The organism is Candidatus Pyrohabitans sp. (assembly GCF_054014795.1).
The window spans coordinates 24316-37850 of the sequence record NZ_JBPMGE010000084.1; the positions used below are offsets into that span (position 1 = coordinate 24316).

The window sequence follows — 13535 nt, forward strand, 5'->3', positions numbered from 1 at the left end:
GACTCAAGCACAGCTATCAGCGCCTGTATATCTCCCTGCTCAGGTACATGAAGGGGGTATCAAGAGCAGCTATCGCAAGTTTGACCATGTACTGCCCAATAATCATCTGCCCTATCGGAAAGCCCGGGATGCCGTAGAAGGCGATGATTATAAACAGTGAGGTGTCTATGAACTGCGAGACCATGGTGGAGGCGTTGTTCCTGAGCCACAGGTATTTACCGCCGGTGAGCTGCTTCCAGAAGTGAAACGCAAGCACATCGAAGTGCTGCGAGATCAGGTAGGCGACCATGGAGCCCACGACTATTCGCGGCACGAGGGAGAAGAGGGTTTCAAAGGCCTGCTGATGCGGCCAGAAGGGTGCGGGAGGCAATTTCACGGCTACAGTAATCACCGCCACCAGGATGACATTTGCATAGAAGCCCGCCCACACGGCGCGGTGTGCATCGCGCTTTGAGTAGAACTCAGACAGCATGTCAGTGAGCAGAAAGGTAACTGAGTAGGCCACGACCGCCGCGGGCACAGTTAGGCCGGCGATGCTGGTTATCTTCACCGCAGTGATGTTGGCAATGACCACTAGGGAGGCGAATGTCGCCACAAGAAAGTCGCTGCTCCTGCTCCGCTTTGCGATGTAGCTCGCAACCACGCAGAAGGAGAGGATGAGCACTGCCCAGGCCGCGAAGACGAGCATGGAGAATAATCAGTACAGAGGGATATAATTTTTGCTGAAATTTGGAGAACTGAAGTACAGGCAGAGGCTGAGCGAGGAGGAAACGCTGACAATCTCTCTTCACTTTTTCTACGATTTCTAACTTTAGGCAGATTAACCTATTTTTCACTCCCTCTTAAATCTTCCATCAATGGTAATGTATTCCTCCGCCCTTTTTAGAAACTCCACACCCTTTTCAAAAAGATCTACTGCCTCATCTTCTCCAATTTCAAAGATCACGTCATAATCTGACTTCTGCCTCCTCTCAAAGGATTTTGATAAGAACACCGAGAATTCCTCATCGAATTCTCCACTCTTGATAAAATTTTTCCCGAACTCGGCTAACACTCCTTTATGGGTTTTGGGCTTAATATTTTTCAGGAACAACAATGCCCTCATGGCGTGATACGCAGAATAATAAATCATACTGACAGCCTCTTCAAAATGCCCCATTTCCAAATTGTCCTTCGCAACCTTTAATTTCTTCTTAGCCTTACGCAAGTGCAACTCCGATAGTTTTCTTGATGAATTCACCATGGCATATTCCTTCTCTTGCGATGTTTTCAATCAGGGGGGTTTGAAGCTCCACCATCGAGCAAAACTCCTCTGGATTTACTAAAATAAGCCCGATTACAACCCCTCCCCTGAGGTACTCGCCCGCTATTCTGTATATCCTCTCAGTAACCTCTTTCTCGTCCACCACCACCATTACGTCCACGTCACTCTCCTCAGAGACCCCACCCCTCGCAACACTTCCGAAAATCACGGCATCCAGTGCACCTGCTTCTACCGCCTTTCTGCAGAACTCCTTACCTATCTCTAAAAGGGACTTCACAGGCAGCCCTCCTCTCGTATAATCTCTGATTACCCACAGGAAAGGAATCTAAAATTGTGGCTCAGTGAGGAGGAGCTTGAGAAGGGGAGATGGCCAAGCTATGTTAAAGAATGGAAAAATTTAAAAGTTAGAAATAGGCCTAATTTTTGGATAATAATTTGCCGAGATAAATAATCCTGGCTATAGATGGTATATGGCTGCGACTTTTGCAAACCATTAAAGATGATTTAGATAGCATTCATGTCGTCTTTATAAATAAAATTCCATCAGACCTCTCCCTTGTACTTGCGAAACAATTTTCTACTTCCCCTAGCATATTAACCCTTCACGGAATTGAGAGGATGCAGGGGCTCAGAAGAGAGGTTAGCTTGGGAGAGGCCGTAGTTTACGGTGTGGGCATAATCATAGGCGCGGGTATTTACTCCCTCATAGGTGAAGCTGCAGCAACCGCCGGGAATGCCCTCTGGTTAGCTTTCCTGATAGCCGCGTTTATAAGCGCCTTCACAGCGCTGAGCTATGCCGAGCTGAGTGCCATGTTTCCGAAGAGCGGGGCAGAGTACTTCTATGTTAAAAATGCCTTCAACAGCGAAGCTCTGGCTTTTATAACCGGCTGGCTAATAATACTGGTGGAGATAATCGCCGGTGCAACCGTCGCGCTGGGCTTTGGAGGTTATCTTCACGAGCTTACCGGCGTCGACCGTGTTGTCTCTGCCCTGCTCCTTCTGGCAGCGCTGGCGGTGATAAACTACGCCGGCATAAAGCAGAGTGTGCGCTTCAACGCCGTCCTGACCCTGGCGGCGGTACTAGGGCTGCTGATGGTCATCCTGGCTGGTGTTCCCAGGTTTGGAAGTGTTGACTACCTCGAAATGAGCTTTGGGAGCTGGGGGATACTCACAGCGGTAACCGTGGTCTTCTTCGCCTATCTGGGCTTTGAAGACCTGGCGAACCTCGCAGAGGAAATCAAGCACCCCTGGCGAAACCTGCCCCGGGCAATTCTTCTCGCCCTCGCCATAACCACCCTGCTCTATGTGCTGGTTTCCCTGGCAGCGGTTTCAATAGCACCGTGGCAGGAGTTCGCGGCCAGTGAGGCCCCACTTGCAGTGGTTGTTGAGGGAGCTGGGCTGCCCCAGGAAATAATAATCCTCATTGCCCTCTCCGCCACTGCGAGCACAGTGCTCATCTTTCAGATTGCCAGCTCCAGAATGCTCTACGGCGTCGCCAGAGATGGTGCACTCCCCGGAATTCTGGCAAGGGTGCACCCCACTCGAGGAACACCCCACGTAGCGATAGCATCAGCAACAATTCTGAGCATGGCCTTTGTGCTGCCGGGCGAGATTCGTCTTGTTGCACTGCTCACTGACTTCTGCGCCTTTGTGATATTTGCGCTGGTGAACCTCTCGGCCATAGCGCTGAGACTGCGGCGCCCGGAACTTCGCAGACCCTTCAGAGCACCTCCAAGTGTGTACAATGTCCCCCTGACGAGTGTGCTTGGGCTGCTCTCCTGCATTGCGATGCTCCTTACCTTCAGCACAGAGATAGCCCTCGCCTTTACTGTCCTCACCCTGGCTGGCCTAGCGGTACATGCACTGCGCAGGCGAAGGGATTATAAGTTCTCGCGATGATTTTTATCTGGTGATGCCATGTTAATCTCAACCACATGTAGAATCCAGGGCAAGAGGATTGTAGAAACCAAGGGCGTAGCAATGGGGAATACTGTGAGAGCGAGGTTTATCGGTAGAGATATAATCGCAGGAATAAGAAACATCCTTGGGGGCGAACTCAAAGAGTATACCAAGATGATGGAAGATGCAAGGGAGGAGGCAATTAAGAGGATGCTGGAAAATGCAGAGCAGCTTGGGGCCAACGCTGTGGTGGGTGTGCGCTTCGTCACCTCACAGATTGCCCAGGGAGCGGCTGAGCTTCTCGCCTACGGCACTGCCGTAGTGGTGGAGGACGCTGAGGAATAGCTTTTCCATTGTTATCCTAACCTGAGAGGGCATGCGCCTTCTCCTAATACACCCCCATTTCCCCTATCTAGGCAAGGATTTGTTTCCTATCGGGCTGGGTTACCTAGCAGCGAGCGTAGATGACATCGCCGAGGTGGAGGTTATAGACGAGGGTGTGGAGAAGGTAACCCCTGAAAAGCTCAGGGAATTCAATCCCGACTTTGTCGGAATAACCGCAACAACGCCCTCTTTTGCTAGAGCAAAGGAGATAATCTCGCTGATCAGGCGCACCCTGCCTGAGGCAACAGTTATAATGGGCGGCACCCATGCCACTTTCCGTCCGGAGGATGCTCTCAATGCAGGGGCGAGCATTGTTGTGCGGGGAGAGGGTGAAGAGACGCTGAGAGAAATCCTCCGTGGTGAAGATTTGGGAGAAATAAGGGGGATTTCCTACCGCGAAGGAGATGAGGTGGTGCACAACCCTGAGCGCGGGTTGATTCAGAACCTGGATGCGCTACCCCTCCCGGCTTGGCACTATTTTCCCCTGCATGCATACAGGATAATGAGCCTTGTCTCGGCGCGGGGCTGCCCTTACCGCTGCGCCTACTGCAGCGCGGCACAGTTCTGGCACCGCAAAGTGCGCTTTCGCTCACCGCGAAATGTGGTTGAGGAGGTGGAGAGGCTCTACTCCCTGGGCTTTAGAAGGCTGCGCTTCATGGACTCCACCTTCACCCTAGATAAGAGGCGCGCCCTGGAGGTCTGCTCCCTCATAGAGGAGCTGGGGCACAGGGATTTAAGCTGGAGCTGTGAGACGCGAGCTGACCACCTGGACGAGGAGCTTTTGGAGGCACTGAGAAGTGCTGGCTGCAACCTAATCTGCCTGGGTGTGGACTCCGGCGCCCAGGAGGTGCTCAATGGATGCCGGCGCGGCTTAAAAGTGGGGCAGATTAGGCATGCGATTCTCGCAGCCCGGGAGAAGGGGATTAAGGTAAGAGCTTATGTCACCTTCGGCTTCCCGGGTGAAACTCAGCAGAGTGTACGCGCCACAGTTAAACTCCTTGAGGAGACAAAGCCCGAGCAGATTCTGCTCAGCCTCGCAACGGCCTATCCGGGCACCGAGCTGGAGAAGGGGTGCAGCATAGAGGTGCATGAGAACTGGATAAAAAAGTTCCACGGGCATGGGCTCGGGGCCAAGCTCTACTTCCCGGATACGCTCACCCGCAGGGAGTACACAAAGCTTGGAGATTACATGTACCGGGAGATTCGCAGGATAAACCGTGAGATGAGAAGGACAAATCGTGCTACTCTAAAAACTTAAGACCCCGAGAATGCTGAAAGAATATATCGAGGCATAGTTTCCTAGTACCCTTTAGCTTTAGAAGCACATTCCGCTGCGTAGAGGTCCCCAAGCCTCTCCACACCTTCTTTGAATCCCCAGCCCTATATTCTGTTTTTGAAAGTTCCGAGAGAGCCTTAAGTAAATGGTCTTCGATTTTATGCATCTCTGAGGGCGCATCATCAATTCCACTTATAATCAAGATAAGCTCAAATTCTCTTGGACCAAGCCTACAGGTATAGCGCAAAAGCCTCCTATGGATGTCTTCTCTTTCAAATTTTACGTTCATCCTTCTAAGTTTGTCTTCTATTCGCCTGTACAACTCTTCTAACTCATCACTTTCCTGATCCATTACTAGGGCTATCTTATTAACGCTCAAACGAGGGACAACGACCGACAGCTCACTTATAGCCCCTATTCTCGGATTTATGGGTTTTACTATTCCAATCGTTTTCTCGCCGTTGAGGTGATGGCAGATTATAGGAATGACGAGGTCATCTATGTTTCCGTTCCCGAGTATTATAAGGGAACGAACCTCTCCCTCTTCTGATAAAACGGTGTTTTTAAAATCTTTTGATATTAATTTTGACAATTTTCTCTCCATCTTTGCTTTAAAGTGTGGATGAAGAGGCTTTAGTCTCACACTATCACCGTATCTGCAAGTCTGACGTCAATTCCCGCAGAAAGCAGACTATTAACTTCGTCTATTGACAGTTCACTGGTTTTAATCACACCGCCTTTTAGTGTAGTTGTGCAGATTTTAGCGCTCTCAATAAACTCGGCGATTATCTTAGCAGCCTCAAGGCTGTGGGTTGTGGTCACAACCTGGACTCCATTCTCGATTAGCTCTGAGAACCACTCCGCTAATCTTACAAGCATGCGGGGGTTCATGTGAGACTCTACGTCGTCCCAGAGCAGAAGCTTGGGCTTTGTAAGCTCGTAAAGTATCCTGGCGGTTATGTATATCTGGGCGCCCGCACCGAGGTCTCCAAGTCTTATCCTGGTGCCGTCTTCCAGAAAGCCAAATACTGCGAGTCTCCCTCCAAGAAATGGCTCTATTGTTATATTCACAAAATTCTCATTTACCAGGCGAGAAATGTCCTTTGCAACCTCCTTGGTTATGCCCAGATTCATTATATTTGCCCAGTTGTTATGCATGTACCAGTAGGCGTGCTTTGTAAGCTCCGCGGATACCAGAAGGGATTCTCCGGTCAGCAACTTGCTTAAGAGCCATGGATCTATCTGGTCAGCCGATGCTCCAAGCCTTCCAAAGGCTTTGATAGTTCCTGCTGGTGTTTGAACAGAATAATTGATAGGAACTTGTTTATTTGTAGTTAGGTATATTTGGTCATCCTTTTTCAGAAAATATAAGTAGATATCATCTAACTCTATCATCGCCTCATCGGAAGTGTACTTGTACAGCAGAAAGGCGTAACCCGCACTCGTAAGGGTTTTGTGCAATTCATGGAGTAGTGAAGCAGCATTTAGAGGCAGAGCAACACTTTCTTTGTCCGGTTTATTCGAATATTTTATATATTCTTTCATATATGGAACAGAGCGAAGCGGATTTGGAAGAAGAAAAAGCGCCTCAAGTATTGTGCTCTTGGCGGAGTTGTTCGCTCCTATAAGTATTGTCATATCCCCAAGTTCAACTTCGCCTTCCTTCACTCCACGGAAATTTTTAAGTTTTAGCTTTTTGGTTTCTGCATCGCCCATGTTTAAACCTGTTTTATCCAGAGCTTAAAAAGGTTTCTCAAAACCTTGTATTTGATTTTGAAGGAACCTAACTAAAAAGCTGAGTCTCTTGAGGTCGTGAGATTTAAAATAGCCCGTGTCGTTAACCTGCCCGCTTATTTACATGCGAAGGCGCGAGAAAGAGGTGCGCTGCTCCGCCTGTGGAAGCACGCGCGAAGAGGCAAGTGTTGTTGGCAAGACCTCCACGATTAAACGGGGTGTGAAGACGGTGTATGAGGTGCTGCGCTGCAGGTGCGGCAGGATATACCGTGGTGAGATAATTGAAAAGAGGGAGCTTCCAAAGCGGGTTACCGGCGGATAGATGCACTATGAACAGATGTCCTTGGGCTAGCCCTGGCTATTTTTGGTTATAAATTCCACCGCTTTCTTCGCCGCCTCTTTTGCCTGGTGCACACAGTCGTTTATCCCAACACCACGGTACGCGTTGCCTGTTAGTATAATACCCGGGTAACTGTTCAGCCTCGCCTCTATACGTTCAAGGCGAGCGGCATGTCCAACAAGATACTGGGGAATTGCCCGCCGATGGCGGTATATCCGCACCATCTCAGGCTCCGCATCTATGCCCATGGTATCCCTGAGGTCACGCCTGCATGCCTCGATCAACTCCTCATCGCTGAGCATCGCCTTCTCCTCGGCTCTTGCTCCGCCCACCATCATGCGCAGGAGCACCTTGCCCTCAGGCGCGCGGTTGTCGAACATACTGGAATCCCACAGGCAGCCCAGGATTGTTTTCCCCTCCTCGTGGGGCACAAGGAAGCCAAAGCCATTGAGCTCGTGCTTTACATCGCTGCGCTCATAGCCGAAGGCAACAACTGCGAGCTTTGTGTAGGGTATTCCGCGCAGTTCCTCCGCAAGCGTTGCATCAAGGCTCTCCAGCATGCCCGCTGCCGCATAGGCCGGAGTGGCCACTATCATGGCGTCGCAGGCGATGCTTCCTCTCTTGGCGAGGTGCACCACATAACCTGCCTCATCTCGCTCTATACCTGCCCCCGCTCTGCCGAGGAGGAGTTTATCCTCTAGGCGGGATGCGAGGGTCTGGGTCAGATACTCTATCCCCTCCGGGAATGAGGTTAGCACACCTCCTGGACCTGCGGCACTCCCCGGCTTGTATGTCCGCTTTCCCTCCTTCTCTATCTCAGCCAGCTTCTTCATCTCCTTTGCCTTCTTCATGCGCTTCAGCGCTGCGCGCATCAAGCTACCGTCACCTTCCCTCTCAAGCGCCGCCATCACAGGAAATGCGCTCTTCAGGCTCATTCTGTAGGGATCACCGGCGAAGACGCCGCTCACCATCGGTGCAACAAGCTTGCGCAGCGCCTCTTCGCCCAGATGGCGCCTGACAAAGCTGGCGATGGTTTCATCCTCCTCCTTCGCAGGTCTGGTGAAGGGCTCCAGCGCCATGCGGAGCTTACCCTTCCAGGAGAGTATATCAGAAAAGAGAAAGCCCATAGGGTTGGCTGGCAATTCGCGCAGCCTGCCCTCGAGGTATATGAACCGCCTCCTCGCAATGTCCTTGCTGGGCATTAAGCGGGAGCTTATCCCGAGGTCGTCGCAAAGCTCAAGGGTGAAGGGCTTGTTGTCCAGAAAGCCGTTGCTTCCCGCCTCTATCACATACCCTTTATAATGCTCGCTTCTTATCTTCCCTCCAGCACGCGTGGAGGCCTCCAGGAGGGTTACCTCCACCTCCTCACCGGCCTCCTCTGCAAACCTCTTCACATAAAAGGCGGCGGTTAGACCTGAGATTCCCGCGCCTATGACAGCAATGCTCTTCATAAACTCACCTGTCTATTTATTATTTTAACAATTTAAAAAAGCTTTACCACAGAAGTGTTATTCTCGGGAGGTGCTACGCTTAATCAGCCGGGCGAGAGCCTCCATGAACTTCGGCGATGTGTTCAGTGACTCGCTCCTGCGGAAGTTTTCTATCCCCAGTTTCCTCGCAAGGGCAGCGTAGTGAAAGTCTATCTCATAACGCGTCTCTATGTGGTCGGAGACGAAACTCACGGGCACAATCAGAACATCCCTCCTGCCCTTTTTCGCAAGCTTGCGAAGTACCTCCTCAACGCCTGGAGAGAGCCACTTTCCGAAGCGAAGACTGCTCTGATATGCGAGATGCCAGCTCTCTATGCGTGTGCGTTCAACAATGCCCTCACAGGTAGCCAAGACCTGCTCCTCATAGGCGTCTCGCCTTGCCATCTTTTCAGGAAGAGAGTGAGCAGAGAATATCACCTCCACCTCCTCGCGGCGGGAGAACCTTTCAAGGGCTGTGCTCACCTTCTCTGCCAGGGCGTCGAGGTAGGGCGGGAAGTCACCCCACCTGTCAATGTACCTCACCTCAAGCTCTGCATTTAGCTCTGCGAGGGCGCGCTCCATCTCCTTTATGCAGGTACCGGTTGTCGCGCGGGCATAGTGGGGGTACAGGCTCAGGCCCACCACCTCGTGTATCCCTGCCTTGAATACACTCTCAATAGCCTCAGGGATGAAGGGCCTGGTGTAGCGCATCCCCCGGAAAACCTCATAGCCTGAGCCAAGCTTCTTCCTGAGCGCCGAAGCCTGGGCGCGGGTTATGGCCGGGAGAGGGGAACACCCGCCTATTAAGGCATAGCGCTTTTTAACCTTCGGAGCGCGCAGGGTGGCGAGCACCCATGCAAGGGGCTTCTGCAGCGGACCCGGAAAAGGCACAACCTCTGGATCCGAGAAGAGGTTGTAGAGAAATGGCTTAACCGCCTCCACCGACTCGGGTCCGCCCATATACAGAAGCACCACTGCCTTTTTACCCATGAAGTAAAACTCGCTCTACGGTAATAAAAAGTTAAGGCAGGGGTGTAAGTATGTACCCCTCGTCCACGTTCCCTATTACAGCACACTCTCCAGTGTGCCAGCAGTAGCTCGCCACGTAGGCGCAGGTTATGGCGTCCAGCAAGTCCTCATACTGTTTGAGCGCTTTACCGCGCAGCTTCTCCACCTCCACACTGAGAATCTCTTCCGGTACATGCAGTGGCGGCTCTGCAGTGGCTAGAGAGCCGAGAAGCTTCTGATATCGCCTGAACTCGCGGTAGCGCTGCTCATAGCTCCTCCCGGGACAAGCCTTGTACTTCAGGGTTTTACTCAAGTCGAAAATGGCCACCATCGCCGCGTGGGGAAAAACCTCGGCAAATGCCCTGGCTTCGAGGGGCTTTCTCAGTCCGGGCATTTGCACAAAGCCTGCTTTCTCCAGAAGTTTTGCCAGCCTCTCCCCGCGAACCTCGCCGTAGCGCTCCAGCAGCGAGCGATTCACCGGGTAAACCCCCGCTTCGTAGCGCCTGAAGAGCCTTGCAACCAGGCGGTCACACTCTCTGCTTCCATGGAGGTTGTGCACCACCAGCGGTGCATCTATGGCAATGAATGCAGGGGCATCCCTTGTAGCGGTCAGGATGCAGGCGGAGATTTCCTCCACGCTTCCCAGGGCAGGGGCCCAGCTTACAAGCCTGCTGCCATGCGCCACCGCCACGGCGCTTGTGTTGCGGGGCGACCATGCAAGGTCAACACCCACGAAGAACATGGTATTTATAGCGCGGGAAGCAAATATAAAGTGATGCACAATGCCGAGGTTGAAGCCAGGCTTTCTGCAATTGAAAAAGAATTCAATGAGGCAGAGTTCTGGAGGCTGGTCTCCAGGGTGAAGCGCAGCAGAGCACTTGCAGAGAAGTATGCGGAGCGAATTGCGCACATAGACGCCGGGTTATTCAGGAAACGCGCCAGGGTCAGGGTGAGCATAGCCGCAGGGAGTCTTGTGATGCTCCTTCTAGCTGCCTTCGCCGTGTTTATAATCCTTCTTGCCCCCTCTCTTGAGGCCCGCCTTCACGGCTTGCTGATGCTCTTTGCCACCTTCCTGCTCATGACAGCACTTCATCCTCTCGCCCATCTCATCGCAGGGAGGGCACTGGGCATTCGCTTTCTCTTCTACTTTCCAGATGGACCTGCGAAGATTGAGCCAACACTCAAGGTGGACTATGCCAGCTACCTTAGAGTCTCACCTCAGGCGAGGGCAGCGATGCATTTCTCAGGCATAGCCGCAAGCATCCTGGCCACGGCAATTGGTTTTCTTGCGGCTTATCTCACACAGGCTCCGCGATTTGCCATCCTGAGCCTGGCGGCGCTGTTATTCATCAATACTATCCTCGAATTCTCGCCTCCACTGCTCGTGAGGCTGGGTTTCAGGGGCTTCAGGAAATCCGATGCCTATCGCGCCTTTCGCGAGCTCAAGCAGAGAGAGGAATAGCGCGGTGCATTGCCCGCCCGCAATAATTAATCCCATGCGAAATTCTGTAAAAATTTTAATTTTTTAGATGTATTCAAAAATATTTTAAATTGATACTGCATATGCATGATACGGAGAAGAAAAGCATGAAAATAGGGCTTTTAACTCTGGGATTATTTATACTTGTACTTCTAACAACTCCAAAAGCAGTGGCCAAGTTTACAGGACAGCATAAGTTCATAAACGGGAGCGATGTGAACTGTGAAACATGCCATGTGGCCACAGGCACGGAGCTTCATTCCAGTGCGGTTCACAACTGGAGTGCGGCAGATGTAGGTACATCTCCCTGCAAGGTGTGTCACATTCCAAACACTCAGAGGTCGGTGGAAGATTATTATAATCCCTCCTCTTCAGGCGGTACAGGAAGGTATCACGCGGCGGCTGTGGTGGAATGTACCTACTGCCACGGTATCAGAAACGGTACCTCAACAGACATAGGTGGCTTAACAATACCCCTGGCCAATGTTACAGAGGAATTTGGAGAAGGTACCTTTGAGGCCCACAGGCCCCTGTATCTGAGAGCCCAGAATGCCTCAGGTATTGACACACATGATTTTCTGACGGGAGTCAATGAGGCATGCATAACATGCCATACCTATGCTGCCAACGTTACAGTGACCGAAATCCCGAGGCATCTCAACGTGACCTCTACTGCAAAAGATTGTCTCGATTCAGATCCAAGCTGTGAGCTCCGGTGGAATGTCAGCCTGGAGATGATTGGTTGAAAAAATTAAAATATTCCAGAGATTTTACAGAGATTCCACCCCGGCTCCAGGAGGCATTGACATAAACAAAATTTTAATGTTCTATAGAAAAATTTATATAGGTTAATTATAGGAGATAGATATAGAGGTGGAAAACATGAGAAAGATATTGCTGGTGCTTGGTTTGCTGGCTGTTGTGATCCTCGTCATGCCTAATGCAATGGCGAAGTTCACAGGCCAGCACAAGTTTATAAATGGAAGCAGTGTACAGTGTACCACCTGCCACGGCTCAATAAATACAGAGCTTCACAGCGGCAATGCTCACAACTGGAACATTTCAGATCCAGCGGATGGGCAGTGCAGGGTGTGCCACATAATAAAGATATCCGGAAGTTCGCTTGAAAACACCTACCCTGGCACAACAGCCAGCTATCACGCTGCTGCACTGGTGGAGTGTACCTACTGCCATGGACAGGAGAACGGAAGTGCAACAGGTTATGGAACATCTAACATACCTGGAGCTAATATTACCTCCGAGTTTGAAGACAGCACTATAGAGGCGCACATTCCGCTGTACAAGCGTGCAAAGAATGCCTCTGGCAAGGACACCACCGACTTTCTTATGGGAGCCAACGAGGCGTGCATAGCGTGTCACACCTATGGTGCTGAGGTCACAGTGTATGAGCCTGCAGTAGCGCTGAAGATAAACGCAAGCCTCAAGAACTCTTCCGACTGCACAGAGGGCACAGACCCCAACTGCTACACCAGTAGCAGTGGCAACAGCGTAAGCTGGCAGATAGTGATGGAGTTCAACACAACACTGTAGAGGGAGCTTTCCTTGCTCTCTCTTTTTTTATTTTTTGGGGATAGGGTAGATGTTTAAAAGGAGTCTCCTGCTCATACTTGGCCTCTTTGCACTGGTTATTCTTATAATGCCCAATGCAATGGCGAAGTTCACAGGCCAGCACAAGTTTATAAATGGAAGCGGCGTTGACTGCACCACCTGCCATCCAAGTGTGCACAGCGAGATAACCTCGGGCGCTGTGCACACCACCCACGGATTTAATACCTGGCCCTGCCGGGGGTGTCACATCCCTGCATATGGAGACGGCGACGTGGGAGGATTGCCTTCTTCATCACCCTATTACAACCCCTATGGAAGTGACACAGGCAAGTTCCACGCTGCAGCGCTGGTGGAATGCACCTTCTGCCATTTTAACAACCCGGAGTGCGCCTCCTGCCATACCAAGACAAATGTAACTGCCGAATTTGAACTGAGTACCGTGGAGGCGCACATTCCGCTGTACAAGCGTGCGAAGAACGACTCTGGCAAGGATACCACCGACTTCCTTATGGGTGCCAACGAGGCGTGCATAGCGTGCCACAGCTATGGGGCCAATGTCACAGTGTATGAGCCCGCAGTAGCGCTGAAGATAAACGCCAGCCTCAAGAACTCTTCCGACTGCACAGAGAACACAGACCCCAACTGCTACACCAGTAGCAGTGGCAACAGCGTAAGCTGGCAGATAGTGATGGAGTTCAACACAACATTGTAGAGTGCAAAAATAGACAGTGGTTAATTTTTTGATAAAAAGATAATGAACATCATTGAAAAAACACTCGTATTCTATGTCGTAGTCGTTCTTGTAATGCTTTACTTCTTAAGTGGTGTTCGCTTACCCTGGGGTAGGGTGATTTACAGGATAAAACCATTGAGAGAGAGGATGGTCAGGAGGGCAAGAGAGAGAAAAATAAATGCAAAGATCGTCCGTCTGGTTTTTCCGCGCCGCCCGAAGAGCCTTTCTGAGATTCTGCTCGTCTCCATCCTGTATCTCTTTCTGGGTTATCTAATCCTTTCAAAGATATTCTTCTTCGCTGTGGTCATGAGCGATAGCATGCGCCCCACATTTGAAAAAGGAGACCTGGTACTGGTTCAGACCCTCTCCAAGGAGCCCC

Annotated in this window: 17 protein-coding genes; 9 read left to right on the plus strand and 8 right to left on the minus strand. The window is 51.2% G+C overall.

The window, feature by feature from the left end; all coding sequences use genetic code 11:
* Positions 1-16: 16 nt before the first annotated feature.
* From ACXJJW_RS08795 to ACXJJW_RS08805, 3 genes are all read right to left on the minus strand, one after another.
* A complete protein-coding gene (locus ACXJJW_RS08795; RefSeq protein ID WP_456475368.1) occupies positions 17-688 on the minus strand; it encodes a queuosine precursor transporter in 672 nt (223 codons plus the stop codon).
* A gap of 144 nt (positions 689-832) precedes the next feature.
* Entirely contained in the window at positions 833-1207 is a 375-nt protein-coding gene (locus ACXJJW_RS08800) for a HEPN domain-containing protein (protein WP_456475369.1), read from the minus strand.
* Positions 1200-1541, minus strand: coding sequence for a nucleotidyltransferase domain-containing protein (locus ACXJJW_RS08805; protein ID WP_456475370.1), 342 nt, complete (start codon positions 1539-1541; stop codon positions 1200-1202). Before ACXJJW_RS08805 ends, ACXJJW_RS08800 begins: the two co-directional genes overlap by 8 nt.
* Positions 1542-1882: 341 nt before the next feature.
* On the opposite strand from ACXJJW_RS08805, the gene ACXJJW_RS08810 reads away from it, so the two are divergent.
* The 3 genes from ACXJJW_RS08810 to ACXJJW_RS08820 are packed head-to-tail and all read left to right on the plus strand — an operon-like array spanning position 1883 to position 4805.
* Complete coding sequence (locus tag ACXJJW_RS08810; RefSeq protein WP_456475371.1) at positions 1883-3163, plus strand: APC family permease; 1281 nt, start codon at positions 1883-1885, stop codon at positions 3161-3163.
* Positions 3164-3181: 18 nt separating this feature from the next.
* Positions 3182-3508 carry a YbjQ family protein gene (locus tag ACXJJW_RS08815; protein WP_456475372.1) on the plus strand — a complete coding sequence of 109 codons (327 nt, stop codon included), beginning with the start codon at positions 3182-3184 and terminating at the stop codon, positions 3506-3508.
* Positions 3509-3539: 31 nt separating this feature from the next.
* Positions 3540-4805, plus strand: a complete 1266-nt coding sequence (locus ACXJJW_RS08820; RefSeq protein ID WP_456475373.1) for a B12-binding domain-containing radical SAM protein — start codon at positions 3540-3542, stop codon at positions 4803-4805.
* On the opposite strand, the gene ACXJJW_RS08825 is transcribed toward ACXJJW_RS08820, so the two are convergent.
* Positions 4789-5466, minus strand: a complete 678-nt coding sequence (locus ACXJJW_RS08825) for a hypothetical protein (RefSeq protein ID WP_456475374.1) — start codon at positions 5464-5466, stop codon at positions 4789-4791. The two genes, ACXJJW_RS08820 and ACXJJW_RS08825, sit on opposite strands and share 17 nt — an antisense overlap.
* Positions 5463-6539 carry an ATP-binding protein gene (locus ACXJJW_RS08830; protein ID WP_456475375.1) on the minus strand — a complete coding sequence of 359 codons (1077 nt, stop codon included), beginning with the start codon at positions 6537-6539 and terminating at the stop codon, positions 5463-5465. The genes ACXJJW_RS08825 and ACXJJW_RS08830 overlap by 4 nt, the downstream gene beginning before the upstream one ends.
* A gap of 142 nt (positions 6540-6681) precedes the next feature.
* Between ACXJJW_RS08830 and ACXJJW_RS08835 the strand changes: the two genes are divergently transcribed.
* On the plus strand, positions 6682-6879 hold the full coding sequence (locus tag ACXJJW_RS08835; RefSeq protein WP_456475376.1) for a hypothetical protein: 198 nt from the start codon (positions 6682-6684) through the stop codon (positions 6877-6879).
* Between the two features lie 26 nt (positions 6880-6905).
* Here the strand turns inward: ACXJJW_RS08835 and hemG are convergent, their stop codons facing one another.
* The 3 genes from hemG to ACXJJW_RS08850 are packed head-to-tail and all read right to left on the minus strand — an operon-like array spanning position 6906 to position 10116.
* Entirely contained in the window at positions 6906-8348 is a 1443-nt protein-coding gene (gene hemG / locus ACXJJW_RS08840; protein ID WP_456475377.1) for a protoporphyrinogen oxidase, read from the minus strand.
* A 57-nt stretch (positions 8349-8405) separates the two neighbouring features.
* Positions 8406-9356: a ferrochelatase gene (gene hemH, locus ACXJJW_RS08845; RefSeq protein ID WP_456475378.1), complete on the minus strand. Its 951-nt coding sequence runs from the start codon at positions 9354-9356 to the stop codon at positions 8406-8408.
* 31 nt (positions 9357-9387) lie between these two features.
* The gene (locus ACXJJW_RS08850; RefSeq protein WP_456475379.1) at positions 9388-10116 is read right to left on the minus strand and encodes a DUF429 domain-containing protein; all 729 of its coding nucleotides are present in this window, start codon (positions 10114-10116) and stop codon (positions 9388-9390) included.
* A 33-nt stretch (positions 10117-10149) separates the two neighbouring features.
* Between ACXJJW_RS08850 and ACXJJW_RS08855 the strand changes: the two genes are divergently transcribed.
* From ACXJJW_RS08855 to ACXJJW_RS08875, 5 genes are all read left to right on the plus strand, one after another.
* Entirely contained in the window at positions 10150-10836 is a 687-nt protein-coding gene (locus ACXJJW_RS08855; RefSeq protein WP_456475380.1) for a hypothetical protein, read from the plus strand.
* Between the two features lie 101 nt (positions 10837-10937).
* Positions 10938-11600: a hypothetical protein gene (locus ACXJJW_RS08860; protein ID WP_456475381.1), complete on the plus strand. Its 663-nt coding sequence runs from the start codon at positions 10938-10940 to the stop codon at positions 11598-11600.
* A gap of 136 nt (positions 11601-11736) precedes the next feature.
* Complete coding sequence (locus ACXJJW_RS08865) at positions 11737-12405, plus strand: hypothetical protein (protein WP_456475382.1); 669 nt, start codon at positions 11737-11739, stop codon at positions 12403-12405.
* A gap of 49 nt (positions 12406-12454) precedes the next feature.
* Positions 12455-13135 (plus strand): hypothetical protein, encoded by a 681-nt coding sequence (locus ACXJJW_RS08870; protein WP_456475383.1) that lies wholly within the window; start codon positions 12455-12457, stop codon positions 13133-13135.
* A gap of 42 nt (positions 13136-13177) precedes the next feature.
* A partial coding sequence (locus ACXJJW_RS08875; RefSeq protein WP_456475384.1) for a S24/S26 family peptidase occupies positions 13178-13535 on the plus strand: 358 nt, incomplete at its 3' end.